This is a genomic window from Pseudoalteromonas lipolytica (genome assembly GCF_001306915.1).
Lineage (GTDB): Bacteria > Pseudomonadota > Gammaproteobacteria > Enterobacterales > Alteromonadaceae > Pseudoalteromonas > Pseudoalteromonas simplex.
This window is the reverse complement of record NZ_LJTC01000001.1, coordinates 103147-124779: the sequence shown is the minus strand read 5'-3', so window position 1 is coordinate 124779 and position 21633 is coordinate 103147. Positions and strand designations below refer to the sequence as shown.

Here is a 21633-nt window from a genome sequence, read left to right as displayed (position 1 = left end):
GGCCAAAGCCGCCTTATCAAATTACTCGGTATTAATCCCAGTTGAGGATTACTTTACCTGATTGGCCTGAAATCATTGTATCAAAGCCTGCTTGGAAGTCATCCACGGAGAACTGGTGAGTGATAATTGGTTTCAGATCAAGGCCTGACTGAATTAGACTCGCCATCTTGTACCAAGTTTCAAACATTTCACGGCCATAAATCCCTTTAATGATTAGACCTTTGAAAATAACCTGGTTCCAATCAACCGCCATATCTGAAGGTGGAATACCTAACATGGCAATTTTACCACCGTGATTCATGTTGTTTAGCATGCTGTTAAATGCTACTGGCACACCTGACATTTCAAGACCAATATCAAAGCCTTCAGTCATGCCAAGCTCTTTCATTACATCTTCAAGCTTTTCAGTTGCTACGTTTACAGCACGAGTCGCGCCCATTTTACGCGCTAAATCTAGACGGTATTCGTTCACATCGGTGATAACCACATGACGTGCACCAACATGTTTGGCAACAGCAGCTGCCATGATACCAATTGGGCCAGCACCTGTGATTAATACGTCTTCACCGACTAAGTCAAACGACAACGCTGTGTGTACTGCATTACCGAATGGGTCAAAGATTGATGCTAGTTCATCTGGAATGTTATCTGGAATTTTAAATGCGTTGAAAGCTGGGATCACAAGGTATTCAGCAAATGCACCTTCACGGTTTACACCAACACCTGTTGTATTACGGCATAAGTGCACACGACCGGCGCGACAGTTACGACAGTGACCACAGGTAATATGGCCTTCGCCAGAAACACGGTCGCCAACTTGGAAACCACGTACTTCCTGACCCATATCGACCACTTCACCTACATATTCGTGACCAACAACCATTGGCGTAGGAATTGTATTTTGTGCCCACTCATCCCATTTATAAATATGGACATCTGTTCCACAAATTGCTGTTTTGCGGATTTTAATAAGCAGATCGTTATGGCCAACTTCAGGTTTTGGCGCATCAGTCATCCAGATCCCTGGTTCTGCTTTTAATTTAGATAATGCTTTCATGATTTATACTCAATTAAACAAAACCGAAGCAAAAGCTTCGGTTTAGGAAATAAAATTAGATAACACCCATTTCTTTACCAATACGGGTAAAGGCAGCAATAGCGGTATCTAATTGCTCTTTTGTATGCGCCGCAGAAATTTGCGTACGGATACGTGCTTGGCCTTTAGGTACTACTGGGAATGAGAAACCTGTTACGTAAATACCTTCAGCAAGTAATTTGTCAGCCATGGCTGAGGCAACTTTAGCATCGCCTAACATGACAGGGATAATCGCGTGGTCTTTACCTGCACAGGTAAACCCTGCAGCTTCCATTTGTTCACGGAAATACTTTGCGTTATCCCAAAGTTTAGCGCGTAACTCGCCGCCATTGCTTAGCATCTCAAGTACTTTAATTGATGCAGTAACAATTGATGGTGCAAGTGAGTTTGAGAAAAGATAAGGACGAGAACGCTGGCGTAACCACTCAACAATTTCTTTTTTACCTGATGTGTAACCGCCTGATGCGCCACCAAGTGCTTTACCAAGGGTACCCGTGATGATATCAACACGGTCTAGTACACCGCAGTACTCTGGCGTACCTTTACCATTTTCACCAACAAAACCAACAGCGTGAGAGTCATCAACCATCACTAATGCATCATATTTATCGGCAAGATCACAAACCGCTTCAAGGTTACAAATAACGCCGTCCATTGAGAAAACGCCGTCAGTAGCGATTAACTTAGTTTTAGCGCCCGCTTCATCAGCAGCAATAAGTTGCTTTTCAAGGTCACTCATGTCGTTATTTGCATAGCGGAAACGCTTTGCTTTACAAAGACGTACACCATCAATGATCGAAGCATGGTTTAGCGCATCAGAGATAATCGCATCATCTGGACCTAGAATTGTTTCGAATAAACCTGCGTTTGCATCAAAGCATGATGAGTAAAGAATGGTGTCTTCTGTTTCTAAGAACTCAGAGATCTTTTGCTCTAAAGTTTTATGGATATCTTGAGTACCACAAATAAAGCGCACAGACGCTACACCAAAACCGTGATCATCAAGGCCTTGTTGAGCAGCTTTAATTAACGCTGGGCTATTTGCTAAGCCAAGGTAGTTATTAGCGCAAAAGTTAATAACCTTATCACCAGAGGCAACTTCAATTTGAGCCTGTTGCTGCGACGTGATAACACGTTCGCTTTTGTATAAGCCCTCAGCTTTCACTTCATCAATTTGCTGCTGCAACTGATTAAAAAACGCAGATGCTCTCATCTGTAATCTCCACATATTCTTGTACCTAATCAGAAATGATTAGCATGAATTTAAATTTTGCACCTATTGTAAAAGCTTAGACGAACAATTGCACTGTTTGCAGTTCGTCGCAAACCCTCAACTGGTGTGGGTTTGTGAACTTAAACTGGTCTTACCTCATAAATTATAAATATAAATTGGGTAAATCAGCTAAAGATTCACAAACAATATCGGCATGTTGCTCTGTTGACTCAGCATAACTTTGCCCTGAGCGAACTAAAACACGGGTCGCGATATTGGCTCTTTCAGCGGCAATAAGGTCGCCAAGCTTATCACCGACCATAATACTTTGTGATGGGTCGATTTGATGCTCATCAATGGCTTGTAAAAGCATACCTGGGGCAGGCTTGCGACAGTTGCACTCTTGCAAATAGGCAGGCTCTGCTTTGCTTGGATGATGCGGACAAAAATAGACATCAAGAATAGTAACGCCGTTACTTAAAAACTCGCCCTTCATCCACTCTGTGAGGTTGGAAAAATCTTGTTCTGAATAATAACCACGGCCAATACCCGACTGGTTAGTTACCACCACAATTTTATAACCAGCATCAGCAAAAGCTTTGCACGCCTCGAATACACCGGGTACAAATTCAAACTCTTCTGGTTTGTATACATAGCCATGATCAATATTGACCACACCATCGCGGTCTAAAAATAAAACTTTGCTCATGACAATTGCTCTTTATCTACCACGTGGTTAAACATCGAAATCACCTTTTCTACACTTATTTGCGCCATTAAATCAGCCCCTTTAACGCGTGTTCCCCAAGGTAGCTGTTGCGCTGTTTTGCCTGTTTGTTCACGTAAATTTTGGTGATAAACCTCAACAACATACTCTTGATACAAATAAGGTCCTGTGCGTTTTGGGTTTGAGTGGGCATACAAACCAATAACAGGGGTTCCTACCGTTACAGCCATATGCGCAGGCCCAGTATCAGGAGCTAACACTAACGCAGCACGTTTCAAAACACATAGCAGTTCTTTCAGTTGAGTTTTCCCTACTAAGTTAAGCACAGGTGCCGAACTCTGCGCGATAATTTGCTCGGCAAGTTCAATCTCTAAAGGGGTTGGGCCGCCAGTAATAACCACCGAAAAGCCTTGTTGATGAGCATGTTCAGCAAGTGCAGCATAACGCTCAGGTAACCAATTTCGCTCTTTTTTACTTGCCGCAGGCGAGATAACAAAAATACGCCCAGTTAAACGTTCTTCACCTAATAGCGCATCGGCTGCTTGTTGATGCTGCTCAGTAATTGGCATTTGCCATTGAGGTTTGTAATCAGGGATGCCAATTGCTTGAGCAAAGCCTTTAAAACCTTCTAATACATGCGCCTCTGATTGCGGGGCAATACGCTTATTAATAAACAAACTATGCAACTCTTTTGAGCGTGCCCAATCAAACCCCACTTTGATCTTTGCAGGAATACAACGGGCTGCTAAATTCGCTCTGAGTGCGACTTGCATATGTAATAGCACATCAAATTTACGCCCCTTGAACGTGTCTTTAAGTTGCTGATAAGCCTGTTTGCCCTGCTTTTTATCGAACACAACAAACTCAACACCTGGTAAATCGGCCAGTAACATAGCCTCAACTTTACCAATCACCCAGGTAATTTTTGCCTTCGGATGTGCCTTTTGAATTGCTTGCACTGCTGATACGGCATGACATACATCACCAATAGCCGAAAGCCTTAAAATGCAAATATCTGAATAGGAGGTTGATTGAGTCACGTGCGCCCTTAGCTACAGCAAATAATATGCGATCTTAAATTAACTTGATGCTAATGCAAGCACTTATGCGAAAAGCTAAAAATACGGTAAGATAGCGCTAATTTTATTTAATCTTGAAGTTGTTATGTTTGAAACTCAGCATCTGCAGAACACCACCCTTTTGTGTCACCCAGCTTATAAAGATGAGCTCACGCAACAGTGGTTCGATGCCAATTATTGGCAACAACAAGATAAAATCGTTGGTGCAAAAAAAGGTCGCGCAACAGCGTGGTTTTTTAAACATCAACAGCTTACAGGCGTTCTTCGTCACTATTGGCGTGGTGGTTTAATTGGTAAGTTACTGAGCGATCAGTACCTATATGTTGGTTTGAAGCAAACTCGTGTCTATAAAGAATTTACACTGATGATGCGTTTGCTTGAGCTTGGCCTAAATGTGCCGACACCCATTGCGGCAAAAGTGACCAACCACGGCTTAATCTATCGCGGCGATATCATCACCGAAGCAGTAACAGGCGCAAAAAGCGTGTTAGATATTTTAATCACGCGTCCACTTAGCCAGTCTGAGCTAAAAGCGATAGCAGTCACTCTCAGCGAATTTCACAATCATGGCGTCTATCACGCAGATTTAAACATCAATAACATCTTGTTCGATGATACAGGTAAGGTGTTTATCATTGACTTTGACCGCGGTGAAATCAAACAGCCACATGCTAGCTGGCAAACAGAGAACATTAAGCGCCTTGCCCGTTCATTTGCAAAAGAGCAAGGCCGTAATGAAGTGATGCATTGGCAACAAAGTGATTGGCAGTCACTGGTGTGTGACTACCAAGCATTGCTTAAGACTTAATTTTGCTAATTACGTTTGATGTTGAGCAGCCATTAAGAAACTCAAGTACTTCGACTTTTCCGCCATGGCGTAGAACATGATCGGCACCAGCAATTTGGTCAACGGTGTAATCGCCGCCTTTTACTAGCACATCAGGGCTAATTTGCTCAATCAGCTTAGCTGGCGTGTCATTTTCTTCAATGCTGCCAAATGGAATAACCCAATCAACTGACGCAAGCGCACTTAATACCATAGCACGCTCATCCAATGGATTAATTGGTCTTTCTGGGCCTTTTAAGCGAGTGATTGACTCATCATTATTTAAACCAACAACCAGCCTATCACCTCGTGCTTTAGCCTGAGCAAGATAGCGCACATGACCTGCGTGAAGAATGTCAAAACAACCATTAGTGAAAACTATTTTTTCACCATTTTGCTTAGCAAACTCAATATGCTGAAGCACATCTTCAAACGGCGTTTGGTAATGCTCGCCGGTTTGCTGTAAATATTGACCAAGTTTACGGCTCAACTCTTCTGGGGACACGGTTGCGGCACCCAGTTTACTCACCGCAATACCAGCAGCGAGGTTGGCAATTTCAACTGCATCTTTTGCAGCCATTCCCGCACCAAGCATCACTGCTAATGTCGCGATTACGGTATCGCCTGCGCCAGTAACATCGCTGACTTCAAGTTGTTGGGCTGCAAAATCATGTTTTTCTGCTTGGCTAATTAACGACATGCCCTGCTCTGAGCGCGTTAATAGCATCGCTGCAATACCAGCCTCATTGATTAGATCACGAGCGCTGTCAGTCAAGTTTTGCTCAGAATCAGTTTTACCACCAGCAAGTTTAAATTCGTTTAAGTTAGGGGTTATGTAATCGGCACCACGGTATAAGTTTAAATCAGATGATTTAGGATCAATAAGCACCGTTTTACCTGCTTTCTTTGCAACCTGAACCATTTGTTGAATTAAGCTCAGAGAGCCTTTGTTGTAGTCAGAAAACAACACAAAATCGTAGTCATCTAAAACCAGCTCTAAACGGTTTAATAACAGTTGACTGTGTTGCTCAGTAAAGGTCTCTTCAAGATCAAGACGCACAACTTGTTGATGGCGGCTGATTACTCGCATTTTAGAAATAGTCGGTAAATCGCAAACACTCACTAATTGCGAATCAATTTTCTCTGAACTTAAAATTGTTTCGAGGATTTGCCCACTTTCATCTTCACCAACTAAGCCTAGTAGACCCACTTTACCATCTAAACGGGCAATATTTTTTGCAACGTTTGCTGCACCACCGGCTTTGTCTTCAAACTTACTGACTTTTACAACAGGTACAGGGGCTTCAGGCGAAATACGACCTGAGTCGCCATGCCAGTATCTATCTAGCATGACATCACCAACGACTAAAATACGCGCCTTTGAAAGGTTTTTTAGTAACGCTAAATCCATTACTTTTGCTCCGCTACAACCATATCGATGGCTTCGCATAACCAATGCCCGATAAACATGTGCGCCTCTTGGATACGCGCGGTTTCATCATTTTTAATAATAATAGGTAGCTTAGCGATATCTTTTACCTTACCACCATCTCGACCTGTTAATGCCACAGTAAAGGCGCCGATTTCATTTGCCGCTGCCAGTGCAAGATTGATGTTAGGGCTAGTGCCAGATGTGGTTAAGCCAATCACCAAATCTTCAGGCTTACATAACGCCTGCACTTGGCGCTCAAATACAGTATCAAAATGATAGTCGTTACTGTGAGCGGTTAAAATTGAGGTATCTGTTGTCAATGCGATAGAAGCCAGCGGACCGCGCTCCAATTTATAACGCACAACAAACTCAGCAGCTAAATGCTGTGCATCAGCCGCGCTACCACCATTACCAAACCAAATAACCTTACCACCTGCTTGTAAAGCACTGTGACAAGCTTCTAGTAGTTTCATTACTTCAGGGTGGTAGGTTTCCATCGTCTCAAACAACATTTGATGACGATTTAAACTTTCTAGGTAGCTTGCCGCTACAGAATCAAGATTTGACATAAATATTCCTTAAAAAGTATTAACGGCTTTGCTTACCAAAAATAGGCTACAGATAACCAAGTATAGTTATCGCCAAAAACATCTTCACCATAGGTAAGAGTTGTCTCTAATGTATGCTCGTTTAATTGACGCGTGTTACTTAGTTGAAGTTCAATTGCATCATCGTATTCTCGACTAAATCCACCTATATCATACTCGTAGTTACTTTTATTCGAAATGGTTGAAACTTTAGCACGCCATAGAGACTGAAAAGATTCAGAATAAGTCACTTCTAAAACATTTACTTCAGACGGTACGCCGTCACCAAAGTAACGCTGATCTGCAGCAAAATGTCCAACAACAAATCCATCTACCGTATTACCCTTAGTAGGATAAATATAGTTTTTATACCAAAAGCTGTGCATATTGGTATGTTCAAATCTAAAACTTATTGAGTCTGTTAATTTTGGGAAAAAAGCCCCTAAACTATAAGCGACATTACCAAACTGATAGTTTTTGTGCTCTTTAGTATCTTCACCACCGTATTCAAAATAAAGCTCTGTTGGCAATCCCCAATTAAAGTTAATTACATTTGTAATTGAAGCGAACTGATCGCCCAGCTCCGCATCAGAGCTACCTACTAATGCAACATTATCATTTCCGGCAGGATCAAAAAAAGCGTCAAATACATCTCCAGCATCTACTTTACGAGGCCCACCGCCAAACTGCATCATTCGGTTAAGGCCAATTTTCCAACCACTAATAGGTTCAATACTGAAGTGAGTACCCGCAAGTTTAGGCGTACCACTATGAAGTTCACCTTGATATAAAATACCATTCTCAACATGTTCTAACTCTGAATAATACAATTCAAAATCAAAATTCCACCAATTATGAGCAGGCTTTACCATACCAATCGAAATTGACGGGGCTGTTTTTGCGTTGGTTGAAATGATTTGTGCAGAATGCTTAAACGGCGAGAACCAATGTTCTTTATACCCAAGGTTTAACTGTAAATCTTCACCAGCAAAACTAATAAACGAATTGTAATTTACAAACTTATTTGCCTTCGCTCGGTAATCAACTCCAACCTGTACTAGCGTGTAATCATTGGCACGCCAAATACCTTCAAAAAAGCCTTGTCCCCATTCATCAGAGCTAAGTCCGCGTTGATTTGCTATTTTTTTACTGTTGTCTGTATCAACTTGTAATTTAACACCTGCACGTGTTACTGCATCATCACTTTGATAAGGCTTTATTTTATAACGGATAGCTGCGACTAGTCCTGGCTCTTTTTTTTCAAGCTCAAGAAGCGCACTTTCTACTTCCGATAAACGATAAGGTTTAACCATAGGCGCGCCTGTGGTTAAGGCAAACAAAGTATCTAATTGATGATCAAGCTGTGCATCCATGCCAATCGGTAAGTAGGCGGTAGGTGCTGCAAATAAAGGCATTGAACAACTTAGAAAAGCACCAATTACCGAGGCTTTTATCATTTTAAATTTCATAACTGCTTCGTTGATTTATTAAGTAACCGAAATATTACCAAATTAGCTAACAGTAAACACTTTAAAACTTTCTTTAATAACCCTTTTTAACATTTTATATTTAGATCCCAAAGGTTCCACGCTATCATAACGTTTTACCTATATAGGCTAAGCAATGGCGCGCATTTTATACTCTTTACTTTTATACCTACTAAGCCCACTGGTTGTTTTTTACCTGTATGTTTTACGCGGCAAAAAGAATAAGGGTTACCGTGAACATTTTGCTGAGCGCTTTGGCTTTTCGAACTTATCTCATCACGATGTTGTTTTTCATTGTGCCTCTGTAGGTGAAGTGTTAGCTGCAACGCCGCTTATAAAGGCCGTTCAATCAGAAAACCCAACACTTACTATTTTAGTAACCTGCAATACCCCAACGGGTCGCGAACAAATAAAAAATAACTTTAAAGATGCGGTTAGCTGCTGTTATTTACCGATTGATTTTTTCTTCGCTACGAAGCGATTTTTAAAACGTATCCAGCCAAAGGTACTGTGTATTTTAGAAACGGAACTTTGGCCAAACCTGATGGCGCAAAGCAACAATAACGGCACAAAGGTACTTGTTTTAAATGCCCGGCTTTCAGCTAAATCACAGCAAGGCTACCAAAAGGTAATGCCTTTAACTAAGGTGATCATGCACTCTATTAGCGATCTGGCCAGTCATAATCAAGATGATGCCAAACGTTTTATTGAACTTGGTTTAAAGCCTGAAAAGACACGCGTGTTTGGCTCAATTAAATTTGATATCACCCCTACAGATGAGCAATTAAATAAAGTCGCAGCACTTAAAAACCAATATAACAACGAGCGATTTATCTGGGTTGCAGGCTCTACTCACCCTATTGAACACGAGCTTATTTTAACTGCTCATGAAAAGCTTTTAAAAGCGTTACCCCACGCACTTTTGATTATTGCTCCACGTCACCCAGAGCAATTTGATAAAGTCGCTGAAGTTTTAAAAAGCTCAAATTTGAGCTTTAGTCGTCGCAGTGAAGATAACTATAACAAGCAACAAGTTGTGTTAGCTGATACGTTAGGTGAGTTACAATGCTTATATGGTGTGGCAAACATCAGCTATGTTGGTGGTAGTTTAATCGAGCGAGGCGGCCATAATCCGTTAGAGTCAGCAGCGTTTTCTGTTGGCGTATTAGCAGGTCCTCATACCTATAACTTTGACCATATTTATCCTGAGCTGATTAGTGCTCAAGGAGCAAAAACTGTTACCGATGAAAATCACCTTGCTGACACACTTATCGCTTTGAGTAGTGATGTACAGGAGACGATTAAGCTCGGTCAACAAGCTCAGAAATGCGTTGCTAACAACCAAGGCGCCATTAGTAAAACGGTTAAATTAATTGAGCATTACTTAGAAAAGTAAGATAGAAAAGTAAAATAGAATAGAGAAATAATGTGACATCAAAGCAAGCGATGAACCGCCCAGAAATACAAATGCGCGAATGGGTATCAAGCGTAATCGTAAAATACAATTTCTGCCCGTTTGCCCGTAAAGAAGTTGAAAGCAATTGCATTCATTATCAAATCAGTCAGTCTATTACGCTTGATGATGCAGTAATGGATATGCTTGAGCAATGTAGCGCGTTAGACCAACAAGCAGAGCGCGAAACCACTTTGTTAATATTTGAGCAAGGCTTTAAAGATTTTGAAGAGTTCTTAGATTTAGTCGATTTAGCCAATGCGCTTTTAGCTGCGCAAGGCTATGAAGGTAAGTATCAAATAGCCAACTTTCATCCTGACTATGTGTTTGCTGATAGCGATGACAGCGATGCTGCAAACTATACGAATCGTGCACCTTACCCAACACTGCATTTGATCCGTGAAGCCAGCATGAGCGAAGCGTTAGACAGCTACGATGAACCTGAATCGATCCCAGAGCACAACATTAAACTTACAAGACGCAAAGGCATCGACTTTTGGCAGCAGCTGCTGCAAAACTGCATCGATAAGCGCTAACACCTACCGGCGTTTAATAGATAAAAAGCCAGCAATGCTGGCTTTTTATTTTTTATAGCTATTAAATTTAGTGAGCTATTTTTTTACCCACTCACCGTTCACTTCAATGTAGTGACCCGGCTTCGTTTTTTCGATAGTTTTAGCCGCAGCAAGGGCTTCAACTTGCGCTAACGAAAGGTTATTCTTTTTCGCAAGTTTTAAATATTGCTCTTTACGCTTTGCATTAATTTCATCAACGACCGCTTTTGCTTCGCTATTATTAACCACTAAACCTAAATAGCCGGAGCTGTCTTCACCCACTAGGCCTTGGCTTTTTGCATCATCAAGGCTGATAGCCCAAGCAGAGAAAGATAAACAAACAGCACTGATCAAGGTGATCACATTTAGTTTTTTAAGTTGTAATTTACGCATGTGTGCTCCTTAGAATAATTCGCTGTCATCACTGAATAAGGTATCTAGTTCTTTATCCACTTTTACGCGGATCTCATGGTCAACTTTTACATTTAAGTTGATTGTAATCGGCTCTTTTGCTGCCACCTCAACACGATGCGTACAGGCACTCAGCATGCCTACCGCCGTCAGCATTACTAACCACTTAGCCATCATTGCTTCCTTTTTTTGCATACTCTTTCTCAACTCTTTGAGTAATTTCATCACTTAAACGCAGCGCTCTAAGTAAAGTAAATACATTCTCTTCATGATTATAATTAAAGTTCACTGCTTGCTGCTGCGCTTCATTATAACCCTCTAAATTTACACCTAAATGTAACCAACCATCCGGTTTGAGATTAACACTGCTGCGTAGTTTTTTAATATCTAAATTCTCAAGTAAACTCAGCGTGGTACTCAGCTCTTGTTGCTGCGCTTTTACCGCTTCAAAGCCCGCATTATTAGTGATCAGTAATTTACCATCACCCTGATTAACTAACTGCCCTTGCTTTACCTCGATACCCTGTTGACTTATTACAACGGGTAAAGTGCCTGCTAAGCGCCCACTTAAGCTAATCCCTGATTCAGCATCAAGGGTGACCAATTTACTGGCATCAATATTTTCAAATTTAACAGTCGCGGTTTGGTTATCACTGAGTGGGCAATACTTATTCACCACAAATGCCCCGCCCATAACCTGACCAGTTAGATTAGCTGCGCAAGGCTGATTAGCTGTTACCTGCAACTGACCTTGTATATTTTTGACCACGGCACCTGCGCGCAGTTCATTGAGTGTAAATTTAGTCGCTGCAATATTAAGCTGCCCTGAATTAAACGTGCCGTTCAAATTCACTGCAAAATCATTCGCTAGATAATCATTATAAAGCGCACTGAATTTACTTATTTGCACGCGCCCTTGTGCTTGTTGAAGATTTACATCCCCTTTTATATTGCCCGAAACGACTCCATCAGTGACGGTAGCAAGCGGCTCAAACTGAGCAATTATCGGGTTTAGCTTGGATACTGCCTGCTCTGGTATCACTAATTCAAATGGGTGAGCAACCTCAGACATATGATGGCTAACAAGCGCTTCAAAGCCATCGGCAAACACATGATGCGTTGCCTGCAAGGCGCGGCTTTGAAGAGCTTTTGACACAACAGACAACTTATTTAAGCTAAGCTCTGCTGTTGATAATTTAGCGGCTGTGGTTTTGGCATCAATATCAGCAAATAACTCCCCCACACTGAGATCTGTACTAAGAGTAAGCTCATTGCTAATTTTTGCTGCGTTAATATCATCATAAGTTAATGATTTAACCTTGCTATTAGCGTTAACAACGAGGTGCTGCTGGGCATTATACTCAGCGTTAATTGCGCTGCTAAAATCAGCTATCTGTGCACCCGATATTAGGGCATTTTTAACTCTAATATTGGTATTCAGTTTAGCTGTAGGACTAGTAAATAACTCATCGATATTTAGCTTTCCTTTAGCCCCAATACCTTCAACCCCAACACCCTCAGTCAAAGCGCCATCAGCCTGAAAATCTAAAAATGCAGGTAGTGAATCCACCGACAGTTGAAAATCAGCGCTAACGCTACTTTCATGCAAATTCGCTTTGAGCTTAAGCTCATCTATATCTTTACTATTAAAATCAATGCTAACTTGGCTATTCAGTGATGTGAGCGGATCCAGCAAAGAAAGGGATGTATTACTGACTGTCACCTCACTTTGCCCTTCTATAGCTTGCAGCTTTATGATTGGGGCTGAAAGATTTTTATCTTCTACAATCACTGGTTTTTCAATGTGTAACTGCCAAGTAAGTGGTAACTGCGCTTCAATAAATGATTGATGCTGTTGGTCTGCGATGGTGTTTAAGCAGTCTCGGTTTGCGCTCAGTTGATTTTGTAAAGCAGATAAATCCGCGTATAAATGCTGTTGATTTAATTGATACTTAGCACTCAATTGCCCTTCACTGGCAAAACCTAGGTCACACTCCCCTACAGCATGCTGATAACTTGCATTGATTGAGCTTTCAATTGCAGCTGAAATTCCATCAAACTTAATCTGTGACTGAATAGTAAAATGGCTGCTTGTTGGCAATGTTACGAATCGCTCTGCCACTTGCTCATCAAAGGTGATGTTGGCTTTGACTTCATAATTAGATATTTCAACATCTGCATTAAGATCCCGCAAAATCGAAAAATGGTTTAGGCGTTTTTCTTGTATCGCCAACCTAACAGGATTTTGGGTAAACGGTGAGACTACATCAAGCTGCTCAATGCGAATTAGCGGTCTTTGCTCGGGTAATACCAAGGCAAGCTTTTTAAATTCAGTTTGTGAAGTGTCAGGTTGTTGATTATTACTCTGATTACTAATTATAAGATTGGCTCGAGAAACACTAACCTGCTGCTTATTCGCAATAATGCCAGCTAACTCTATTTGCTGTCCTTGGTAGGTTAAGCATAATTTCTCGATATTCAAATCAAGCTTGCGAGTTAATGACCAATCAATGCAGTGAAGCTCAGCGCCATTTTTACTGAGCATAGGCGTTAAGTACCACGATGTCAGTGGTAATCTGAACAAATACGCCAACAGCACCATGCTTAGCACGATACCTAGCAACCCAACACACGCCCGCTTAAAACTCAAAAAACTCTCCTTGCTTCTCGCTTCTCGCTTCTCGCTTCTCGCTTCTCGCTTCTCGCTTCTCGCTTCTCGCTTCTCGCTTCTCGCTTCTCGCTTCTCGCTTCTCAGAACATTATAAACAAAAAGGCCACACATGATAGTGCAGCCTTTTTAGTTTAAACGGTTTGTATGAACCTAGCTTGTATAGCTAGGCACACAATTAAGTTCTAGCCAACGTTTTTACGAGCGTTGCGGAACATACGCATCCATGGGCTATCCTCAGTCCACTCATCTGGGTGCCATGAGTTAGCAACAGTACGGAATACACGCTCTGGGTGCGGCATCATAACCGTTGCACGACCGTCAGTAGAAGTAATACCTGTGATACCTTCTGGCGAGCCATTCGGGTTAGCTGGGTATTGCGTTGTTGGGTTACCGTAGTTATCAACAAACTTCACTGCCACAGTACCTGACTCAAGCGCTGCTTTAACTGCATCAGTGTTTGCGAACTCAGCATGACCTTCACCATGAGAAACAGCGATCGGCATACGTGAACCTGCCATACCGTTAAAGAATACCGATGGGTTTTCTTGTACTTCTACAAGGCTAAAGCGAGCTTCAAAACGCTCTGACTTATTCGTTACGAAACGTGGCCAGTGCTCAGTGCCCGGGATCAATTCTTTCAATGTTGAAAGCATTTGACAGCCATTACACACACCTAAGCTGAATGTATCTTCGCGGTGGAAGAAGCTTTGGAACTGCTCACGCGCCATCTCATTAAATAAGATTGACTTAGCCCAGCCTTCACCTGCACCTAATACGTCACCGTAAGAGAAACCACCACATGCTACTAAGCCTTTAAATTGCTCAAGTGTTAAACGACCTTCAAGTATGTCGCTCATGTGCACGTCAACCGCAGCAAAGCCTGCACGGTTAAATGCCGCCGCCATTTCTAAGTGAGAGTTAACACCTTGCTCACGTAAAATAGCCATTTTCGGCTTCGCGCCCGTTGCAATGTAAGGCGCTGCAACATCTTCGTTTAAGTCAAAGTTTAGTTTTACGTTAAGACCAGGGTCTTTTGCGTCAAACTTAGCGTCAAACTCTTGCTTAGCACACTCTGGGTTATCACGACGCGCTTGCATTTGGTAAGTTGTTTCTGCCCAAATAGTACGAAGCTCAGTGCGCGTGTGGTTAAGAACCACATCATCACCACGAGTGAATACCACGCGGTCATCAGCGTTTAGTGCACCAATTTCATGGCTGATAGCTGCTAGACCGTGGTCTGCAAGAACGGCTTTAACTGCGTCTAAGTCAGCGTTTGCCACTTGGATAACCGCACCTAGCTCTTCATTGTAAAGCGCTTCGATGTCTGAACCTGTTAAGCCTGCAAGGTCAACAGTAACACCCGTGTGGCCAGCAAATGCCATTTCAGCGATAGTTGTGAATAAACCACCATCAGAACGGTCATGGTAAGCAAGTAACTTGTTATCAGCAACAAGCGCTTGCATTGCTTCGTAGAAGCCTTTTAATAGTGCTGGGTTATCAACATCAGGCGTTACATCACCTAGTTGCTTATAAACCTGTGCAAGGCTTGATGCGCCCATGCGGTTTTGACCCGCACCTAAATCAACTAATAATAGTGATGACTCACCTTTATCAGTGCGTAGCTGTGGTGTTACTGTTTTACGCACATCTTCAACACGACCAAAGGCAGTAATGATCAGTGATAATGGTGCAGTAACCGATTTTTGCTCACCGTTTTCATCCCATTGAGTTTTCATCGACATTGAGTCTTTACCCACAGGAATAGTTAAACCAAGCGCCGGACAAAGCTCTTCACCTACCGCTTTTACAGCTTCGTAAAGGCCCGCATCTTCGCCTGGGTGACCTGCTGCGGCCATCCAGTTTGCAGATAGCTTGATATTTTCAAGGCCACCGATGTTAGCACACGCAATGTTCGTTAGTGACTCAGCCACAGCTAAACGAGCAGAAGCACCGTAGTTTAAAAGTGCAGCTGGTGTACGTTCACCTAGTGACATTGCTTCACCGTGGTAAGTATCAAACGCAGCGGCTGTTACCGCACAGTTTGCTACTGGCACCTGCCAAGGACCTACCATTTGGTCACGCGCAACTAAACCCGTTACCGTACGGTCACCAATGGTGATTAAGAATGTTTTCTCAGCAATCGTTGGTAAGCGTAATAAACGCTGTGCAGCATCTGCCGCATCAATGTTAGCAACGTCTAATGGTTGCGATTGTGCTTTTTTCGATTCAACTTCGCGGTGCATTTTTGGTGCTTTACCAAGTAAAACATCAAGCGGAAGATCAACTGGGTTGTTACCAAAGTGGCTATCTTCAACCGTTAAGTGACGCTCTTCTGTTGCTTCACCAATAACAGCGTATTCTGCACGTTCACGTTTACAGATTGCTTCAAAGCGCGCGAAGTCTTCTGCTGCAACTGCTAATACGTAACGCTCTTGAGATTCGTTACACCAAATTTCGTGTGGTGCCATACCCGGCTCATCGTTAGGAATGTCACGAAGTTGGAATTTACCACCACGACCACCGTCGTCTACAAGCTCAGGGAATGCGTTAGAAAGACCACCTGCACCCACATCGTGGATGAAAGCGATTGGGTTTGCATCACCTAGCTGCCAACATTTATCGATAACTTCCTGACAACGACGTTCCATTTCTGGGTTTTCACGTTGTACCGATGCAAAGTCTAAGTCTTCGTTTGATTGGCCTGATGTCATACTAGACGCAGCACCACCACCTAGGCCGATGTTCATTGCCGGACCACCTAGTGCAATTAGCTTAGCACCTACAGGGATTTCGCCTTTTTGAACATGCTCAGAACGAATGTTACCTAAACCACCTGCAAGCATGATTGGCTTGTGGTAACCACGTACCTCGATACCATTATGGCTTGATACTTTCTCTTCGTATGTACGGAAGTAACCAAGTAAGTTAGGACGACCAAATTCGTTATTGAATGCCGCACCACCTAATGGGCCTTCAGTCATAATATCAAGTGCATTTACGATACGACCAGGCTTACCGAAGTCTGTTTCCCATGGTTGCTCGTAACCAGGGATTCGTAGGTTAGATACAGTGAAACCAACTAAACCAGCTTTAGGCTTAGAACCACGGCCTGTAGCACCTTCATCACGAATCTCACCACCAGAACCTGTTGATGCACCAGAGAATGGCGCAATCGCTGTTGGGTGGTTGTGCGTTTCAACTTTCATCAAGATTTCGATGTTTTCTTGATGATATGCATACTCGCCTTCGTTATTCGGGAAGAAACGACCTGCTAACGACCCCTTCATTACTGCTGCGTTATCTTTATATGCAGATAGTACGTTTTCAGGGTTTTGCTCGTAAGTGTTTTTGATCATTTTGAACAATGATTTTGGCTGTTCGATGCCATCAATTGTCCAATCAGCGTTAAAGATTTTGTGACGACAATGCTCAGAGTTTGCTTGTGCAAACATGAATAATTCGATGTCGTTCGGGTTACGCCCTAACTTTTGGAAGTTTTCTACCAAGTAATCAATTTCGTCATCTGCAAGCGCAAAACCTTGCTCAACGTTTGCTTTAGCAAGCGCTTCACGGCCACCACCTAAAATGTCAACTGATGACATTGGACGCGGCTCATCGTGACGGAATAATTTAGCTGCATCAGCCATATCCGCGTGCGTTGCTTCTGTCATACGGTCATGTAATAACGCTGCAACTTCAGCTGTTTGCTCAGCTGATAAGTTACCTTCTACGTAGTATGCAATACCACGCTCAACACGGTGAACTTGGCTTAAGCCACAGTTATGTGCGATATCAGTTGCTTTTGATGCCCAAGGCGAGATAGTACCTGGACGCGGCGTTACAAGAATTAACGTGCCAGCAGGGGTATGCTCGGCAATTGTTGGACCATAAGTAAGCAGTTTTTCCAGCTTGGTTTGCTCATCAGCTGAAAGCTCGGCTGTAAGATCAGCAAAATGCATGAACTCAGCATAAACGTCAGTGACTGGAAGTTGTGCCTGTTGGCAACGCGCTAAAATTTTCTGAACTCTAAAATCGGAAAGTGCTGGTGCACCACGAAGGATCAACATAGGTATTTTCATCCGGGGTTAGGGATTGAACGATATTTTAGGCGCATATTATAGTGCAAATAACGTCTAGATTTAACTCAAAATTACGCTTTTATTTAAATAATCTTCATAACCGCTTTTAAGGTTGCAACAATTAACTAGCTTAGTCGTCTTTATTTCTCTGCAGGTTCTTGTTCTGTATGACTTATCTACCATCTGCCTTGTTATAGTTATTAATTTTTAAATAGATCTATAACACTATTCGCCAAGTGACGTGGCTTAGAAGTTTTGTTATAACACTAAGGTAATGGTTTAAGGGGCATTTATAATTTATGCAAAAGTTACTCGCTATTTTTAGTTTAGTGCTCATGTTATGTGCGTGCGATATGCAACAGCAACCGTCGCAACTTGCTCATATCAAGGCGCAGAACAAAATTAGAGTCGGCACATTAGCTGGCGCGAGTAATTACTATCAGGCTCCACAAGGTGTGCAAGGCTTTGAATATGAGTTAGCCCAAGAATTTGCTGACTATGTTGGTGTTGAGCTTGAAATGGTGCCTTTTTTTAATCTATCCGATATGTTCGCACGCTTAGAAAGTGGCGATTTAGATATTATAGCGTCAGGTCTTACCTATAATACGATTCGGGCTGAGCATTACCGCTTCGGCCCAACCTATCGCACAATAAGCCAAAAATTAGTTTATAAACAAGGCCGTAATAGACCCCGTGAATTTGCGGATTTAACCGGCAATCTGACTGTTCTCGCCAAAAGCAGTCACTCGTTGGCACTACAACAATTAAAACAACTTAATCCAGAACTTAGCTGGAACGAAACAGAAGATATGGATGAAGAAGAGCTTCTGCAAGCTGTTATCGACGGTGAAATTGATTACACCCTAGCAGACTCGCACACCTTATCGCTGTTTCGCCGCTACCACCCAAACTTGAGTATCGGCTTTTCGGTTACCCGTAATGATCCTATCGCTTGGTTACTAAGAAAAGATGGTGATGACTCTTTATATGCCCTCATGGTGCCATTTTTTGGCGACGTAAAACAAAGCAACCAGCTTTATGTGTTAGAAGAAAAATACTTCGGCCATGTTCGCCAGTTTAATTATGTGAACACACTTGCTTATATCGAAGCAATAAAAGACACTTTACCCAAATATCAACCTTGGTTTGAGCAATACGCAGGTAACATAGACTGGCGATTACTGGCAGCTTTGAGTTATCAAGAATCAATGTGGAACCCAAGGGCTAAGTCACCAACTGGTGTTCGCGGTATTATGATGCTAACCCAAGCAACAGCAAAACAGGTCGGCGTAACAAATCGCCTAGAGCCTGAGCAAAATATTAAAGGCGGTGCGCAGTATCTTGCCAAAGTAATTTCTTGGATCCCTGAACGCATTCCGCAGCCCGACAGAACCTGGTTTGCCTTAGCCTCTTACAATGTTGGCTGGGGACACGTCAACGACGCACGCATTATTACCGAGCAAGAAGGTGCAAGCCCCGATAAATGGGCTGATGTTAAAAAGCGCTTACCGCTTTTAATTAAAAAGCGTTACTATCGAAAAACCAAATATGGTTATGCCCGTGGCGATGTTGCAGTAAAATACGTTGATAATATTCGTCGCTATTACGACGCACTGGTTTGGCTTGATGAAAATGATGCGATTGCTAACCCAAGCGAAGAAGAACAAAGCACTGAAGAAGCTAAACCTGAAGCGCAAGTAAGCGAACCAAAGCCAAATGACAACACGCAACAAACCAACTCAGAGCAGCAAGAATTAGAAAACAACTAACTTCAAGCACCGAAATCTGTTTACTTGTCATCAAATGATCATTATCTTCCTGTAGAGATCAATATAATGCTTTACTCTCACTTAAGGAGCACTCATGTTAAAAAGAAGACGCACGACACATAAGTTTAAGCGTAATGTTATTTACTCAACGGCGACCCGCCGTCGTATCATGCTACGTAATACACACAAAAAAGTTATTTGGCGTCGCCGCTTATTTGCGATGCAGTTAATGGAAGCACAAGTTCCTGCAACGCCGGTTGTATAACTAGGCGTTGCGAGCAGCCAGCTTTGCCGCCTTTTTCTCTTCTCTACGACGCTTAAAAAACGCTGAAATTACCGCCCCACACTGCTCACTCATAACATCGCCGGTTACTTCAACTTGATGATTAAGCCTAGGTTCTTGCAGCAGATTCATAATTGATCCTGCCGATCCCGTTTTGGCATCTTTAGCACCAAATACCAATCGCTTAATACGGCTATGCACCAACAGACCTGCGCACATAGAACAAGGTTCTAACGTTACATACAAGGTGCAATCGATTAATCGGTAGTTATTAAGAGCTTTACCCGCTTCGCGGATTGCCATCATTTCAGCATGAGCGGATGGGTCGTTATCGATAATTGAGCGGTTATAACCATAAGAAATCAGTTGATTGTCTTTTACCAGCACAGCACCAACCGGAATTTCATTAATCGCAGCCGCTTCATTGGCGTAGTTTAATGCTTTTTCCATCCAATATTGGTCGCTAAATTGTTCGCTCATATATCACACAAATCTTGTAAAACTGTGAGTAATTATACCTAGTTAGTGAAAAATGTCGGCAATAAATACTGCTACACTTAAAAATTAACGCAAAATTTAGTGGCTTTTTCATGGCTCAATGGACCCATATTGCGCTATAATCTCGCGCTTTTTTTATTTAGCTTACAACACGGGTAGCAAATGAAATTTCCTGGACGCCGCAGGCATAAACATTATTTTCCGGTGGAAGCCAAAGATCCACTGACGAATCAACTTAACTCAACCGACCGACTACAACGTAGTTATATTACGGGTATCGACCAAATTGTGGTAGATATTGAAGCGAAAGTTGATCAAGCTTTCCTAGATGAATTTCAATTGCGCCGTGGCATGTCGCAAGTGATCGATAACGATATTACCAACGCACTATACGACAGACTAAAACTCGACAATATGATCGATTATGAGTTTGCCGGTGGTACGGTAGGTAACACCATGCACAATTACTCTACCCTAGCTGATGACCGATCAGTACTTTTAGGGGTAATGAGTGAAAATATCAAAATCGGCAGCTATGCATACCGTTTTTTATGTAACACTTCTAGCCGCGTTGACCTTGACTACCTTCAGCCTGTAGATGGCCCTATTGGTCGTTGTTTTACTTTAATTGACGAGACCGGTGAACGTACCTTCGCAATCAGCGCGGGGCTTATGAACCATCTTCGCCCTGAATCAATCGATCAGGCACTTATTGAGAATTCATCAGCATTAGTGATCAGCGCATACCTAATGCGAACTCAAGGTGATGAAACCATGACAGAAGCGACCATGCAGGCAGTGAAATATGCCAATGATGCGGGTGTCCCTGTGGTTTTAACCCTTGGTACTAAGTTCTTGATTGAACAAGACCCTACTTGGTGGGCTGACTTTGTAAAAGAGCATGTTGATATTCTTGCTATGAACGAAGAGGAAGGCCTTGCGATTACCGGCTTTGAAGATCCGCTTCTGGCAGCCGACAAAGCGCTAGATTGGACTGATTTAGTTATTTGCACGGCTGGTGAAAAAGGCTTGTTTATGGCCGGTTACGTCGACGACTCATTCAAGCGTGAAACAGAATACCCGTTATTACCAGGTGCAATTGCTGACTTTAACCGTTATGAATTTTCTCGCGCAATGCGTAAAGACGACTGCCAAAACCCTATTCGTGCGTACAGCCACACAGCACCATTTATGGGCGGCCCTGACAGCATTAAAAATACCAATGGCGCAGGCGATTGCGCTCTGGCTGCGGTACTGCATGACCTATCAGCAAACGTTTACCACAAACTTAATGTGGCAAACTCAGCGAAGCATCAGCAACCTGCTATGACCTACTCATCGCTTGCACAAATTAGTAAATACGCTAACCGTGCAAGTTATGAAGTACTTGTTCAGCACTCGCCACGTTTATCGCGTGGTTTACCTGAACGTGAAGATTGTTTAGAGCAAGTTTACTGGGATCAGTAAT

18 protein-coding genes are annotated in these 21633 nt (G+C 42.5%); 6 read left to right on the top strand and 12 right to left on the bottom strand.

The window, feature by feature from the left end:
- Positions 1-31: 31 nt before the first annotated feature.
- From tdh to AOG27_RS00535, 4 genes are all read right to left on the bottom strand, one after another.
- On the bottom strand, positions 32-1057 hold the full coding sequence (tdh, locus tag AOG27_RS00550) for an L-threonine 3-dehydrogenase (RefSeq protein ID WP_054551064.1): 1026 nt from the start codon (positions 1055-1057) through the stop codon (positions 32-34).
- A 55-nt stretch (positions 1058-1112) separates the two neighbouring features.
- Positions 1113-2309 carry a glycine C-acetyltransferase gene (locus tag AOG27_RS00545; protein ID WP_054551063.1) on the bottom strand — a complete coding sequence of 399 codons (1197 nt, stop codon included), beginning with the start codon at positions 2307-2309 and terminating at the stop codon, positions 1113-1115.
- 163 nt (positions 2310-2472) lie between these two features.
- A complete protein-coding gene (gmhB, locus tag AOG27_RS00540; RefSeq protein WP_054551062.1) occupies positions 2473-3018 on the bottom strand; it encodes a D-glycero-beta-D-manno-heptose 1,7-bisphosphate 7-phosphatase in 546 nt (181 codons plus the stop codon).
- Positions 3015-4076, bottom strand: a complete 1062-nt coding sequence (locus AOG27_RS00535; RefSeq protein ID WP_054551061.1) for a glycosyltransferase family 9 protein — start codon at positions 4074-4076, stop codon at positions 3015-3017. Before AOG27_RS00535 ends, gmhB begins: the two co-directional genes overlap by 4 nt.
- A gap of 124 nt (positions 4077-4200) precedes the next feature.
- On the opposite strand from AOG27_RS00535, the gene AOG27_RS00530 reads away from it, so the two are divergent.
- On the top strand, positions 4201-4923 hold the full coding sequence (locus tag AOG27_RS00530; RefSeq protein WP_054551060.1) for a 3-deoxy-D-manno-octulosonic acid kinase: 723 nt from the start codon (positions 4201-4203) through the stop codon (positions 4921-4923).
- Here AOG27_RS00530 and hldE read toward each other — a convergent pair.
- Genes hldE through AOG27_RS00515 form a run of 3 tightly spaced genes read right to left on the bottom strand, consistent with a single transcriptional unit; the run spans position 4913 to position 8429 of the window.
- The gene (hldE, locus tag AOG27_RS00525; RefSeq protein WP_054551059.1) at positions 4913-6352 is read right to left on the bottom strand and encodes a bifunctional D-glycero-beta-D-manno-heptose-7-phosphate kinase/D-glycero-beta-D-manno-heptose 1-phosphate adenylyltransferase HldE; all 1440 of its coding nucleotides are present in this window, start codon (positions 6350-6352) and stop codon (positions 4913-4915) included. The two genes, AOG27_RS00530 and hldE, sit on opposite strands and share 11 nt — an antisense overlap.
- Positions 6352-6942, bottom strand: a complete 591-nt coding sequence (locus AOG27_RS00520; RefSeq protein WP_054551058.1) for an SIS domain-containing protein — start codon at positions 6940-6942, stop codon at positions 6352-6354. The genes hldE and AOG27_RS00520 overlap by 1 nt, the downstream gene beginning before the upstream one ends.
- Before the next feature lie 32 nt (positions 6943-6974).
- Positions 6975-8429 carry a capsule assembly Wzi family protein gene (locus AOG27_RS00515; protein WP_138599648.1) on the bottom strand — a complete coding sequence of 485 codons (1455 nt, stop codon included), beginning with the start codon at positions 8427-8429 and terminating at the stop codon, positions 6975-6977.
- Positions 8430-8583: 154 nt separating this feature from the next.
- Between AOG27_RS00515 and waaA the strand changes: the two genes are divergently transcribed.
- Together waaA and AOG27_RS00505 are read left to right on the top strand one after the other, a co-directional pair.
- On the top strand, positions 8584-9843 hold the full coding sequence (gene waaA / locus AOG27_RS00510) for a lipid IV(A) 3-deoxy-D-manno-octulosonic acid transferase (RefSeq protein WP_054551057.1): 1260 nt from the start codon (positions 8584-8586) through the stop codon (positions 9841-9843).
- 50 nt (positions 9844-9893) lie between these two features.
- On the top strand, positions 9894-10436 hold the full coding sequence (locus AOG27_RS00505; protein ID WP_054551332.1) for a DUF1415 domain-containing protein: 543 nt from the start codon (positions 9894-9896) through the stop codon (positions 10434-10436).
- Positions 10437-10511: 75 nt separating this feature from the next.
- On the opposite strand, the gene AOG27_RS00500 is transcribed toward AOG27_RS00505, so the two are convergent.
- The 4 genes from AOG27_RS00500 to purL form a co-directional block, all read right to left on the bottom strand.
- Positions 10512-10847: a YdbL family protein gene (locus AOG27_RS00500; RefSeq protein ID WP_054551056.1), complete on the bottom strand. Its 336-nt coding sequence runs from the start codon at positions 10845-10847 to the stop codon at positions 10512-10514.
- A 9-nt stretch (positions 10848-10856) separates the two neighbouring features.
- Positions 10857-11039, bottom strand: a complete 183-nt coding sequence (locus AOG27_RS00495) for a YnbE family lipoprotein (protein ID WP_054551055.1) — start codon at positions 11037-11039, stop codon at positions 10857-10859.
- Entirely contained in the window at positions 11032-13515 is a 2484-nt protein-coding gene (locus tag AOG27_RS00490; protein WP_054551054.1) for an intermembrane phospholipid transport protein YdbH family protein, read from the bottom strand. Before AOG27_RS00490 ends, AOG27_RS00495 begins: the two co-directional genes overlap by 8 nt.
- A 203-nt stretch (positions 13516-13718) precedes the next feature.
- Positions 13719-17603: a phosphoribosylformylglycinamidine synthase gene (gene purL, locus AOG27_RS00485; protein ID WP_054551053.1), complete on the bottom strand. Its 3885-nt coding sequence runs from the start codon at positions 17601-17603 to the stop codon at positions 13719-13721.
- Between the two features lie 311 nt (positions 17604-17914).
- Between purL and mltF the strand changes: the two genes are divergently transcribed.
- Both mltF and AOG27_RS21555 read left to right on the top strand, forming a co-directional pair.
- On the top strand, positions 17915-19384 hold the full coding sequence (gene mltF, locus AOG27_RS00480; RefSeq protein ID WP_054551052.1) for a membrane-bound lytic murein transglycosylase MltF: 1470 nt from the start codon (positions 17915-17917) through the stop codon (positions 19382-19384).
- Between the two features lie 94 nt (positions 19385-19478).
- Positions 19479-19649 (top strand): hypothetical protein, encoded by a 171-nt coding sequence (locus tag AOG27_RS21555; protein ID WP_165385080.1) that lies wholly within the window; start codon positions 19479-19481, stop codon positions 19647-19649.
- Here AOG27_RS21555 and tadA read toward each other — a convergent pair whose 3' ends face one another.
- On the bottom strand, positions 19650-20147 hold the full coding sequence (gene tadA / locus AOG27_RS00475) for a tRNA adenosine(34) deaminase TadA (protein ID WP_054551051.1): 498 nt from the start codon (positions 20145-20147) through the stop codon (positions 19650-19652).
- Between the two features lie 180 nt (positions 20148-20327).
- Between tadA and AOG27_RS00470 the strand changes: the two genes are divergently transcribed.
- Positions 20328-21632, top strand: coding sequence for an inosine/guanosine kinase (locus AOG27_RS00470; protein WP_054551050.1), 1305 nt, complete (start codon positions 20328-20330; stop codon positions 21630-21632).
- Position 21633: the final 1 nt, after the last annotated feature.

What these genes read in the sequence shown, in the direction of transcription:
- tdh (WP_054551064.1), bottom strand. Translation starts at nt 1,057, where the DNA reads ATGAAAGCATTATCTAAATTAAAAGCAGAACCAGGGATCTGGATGACT.
- AOG27_RS00545 (WP_054551063.1), bottom strand. Translation starts at nt 2,309, where the DNA reads ATGAGAGCATCTGCGTTTTTTAATCAGTTGCAGCAGCAAATTGATGAA.
- gmhB (WP_054551062.1), bottom strand. Translation starts at nt 3,018, where the DNA reads ATGAGCAAAGTTTTATTTTTAGACCGCGATGGTGTGGTCAATATTGAT.
- AOG27_RS00530 (WP_054551060.1), top strand. Translation starts at nt 4,201, where the DNA reads ATGTTTGAAACTCAGCATCTGCAGAACACCACCCTTTTGTGTCACCCA.
- hldE (WP_054551059.1), bottom strand. Translation starts at nt 6,352, where the DNA reads ATGGATTTAGCGTTACTAAAAAACCTTTCAAAGGCGCGTATTTTAGTC.
- AOG27_RS00520 (WP_054551058.1), bottom strand. Translation starts at nt 6,942, where the DNA reads ATGTCAAATCTTGATTCTGTAGCGGCAAGCTACCTAGAAAGTTTAAAT.
- AOG27_RS00515 (WP_138599648.1), bottom strand. Translation starts at nt 8,429, where the DNA reads ATGAAATTTAAAATGATAAAAGCCTCGGTAATTGGTGCTTTTCTAAGT.
- waaA (WP_054551057.1), top strand. Translation starts at nt 8,584, where the DNA reads ATGGCGCGCATTTTATACTCTTTACTTTTATACCTACTAAGCCCACTG.
- AOG27_RS00505 (WP_054551332.1), top strand. Translation starts at nt 9,894, where the DNA reads ATGAACCGCCCAGAAATACAAATGCGCGAATGGGTATCAAGCGTAATC.
- AOG27_RS00500 (WP_054551056.1), bottom strand. Translation starts at nt 10,847, where the DNA reads ATGCGTAAATTACAACTTAAAAAACTAAATGTGATCACCTTGATCAGT.
- AOG27_RS00495 (WP_054551055.1), bottom strand. Translation starts at nt 11,039, where the DNA reads ATGGCTAAGTGGTTAGTAATGCTGACGGCGGTAGGCATGCTGAGTGCC.
- purL (WP_054551053.1), bottom strand. Translation starts at nt 17,603, where the DNA reads ATGTTGATCCTTCGTGGTGCACCAGCACTTTCCGATTTTAGAGTTCAG.
- mltF (WP_054551052.1), top strand. Translation starts at nt 17,915, where the DNA reads ATGCAAAAGTTACTCGCTATTTTTAGTTTAGTGCTCATGTTATGTGCG.
- AOG27_RS21555 (WP_165385080.1), top strand. Translation starts at nt 19,479, where the DNA reads ATGTTAAAAAGAAGACGCACGACACATAAGTTTAAGCGTAATGTTATT.
- tadA (WP_054551051.1), bottom strand. Translation starts at nt 20,147, where the DNA reads ATGAGCGAACAATTTAGCGACCAATATTGGATGGAAAAAGCATTAAAC.
- AOG27_RS00470 (WP_054551050.1), top strand. Translation starts at nt 20,328, where the DNA reads ATGAAATTTCCTGGACGCCGCAGGCATAAACATTATTTTCCGGTGGAA.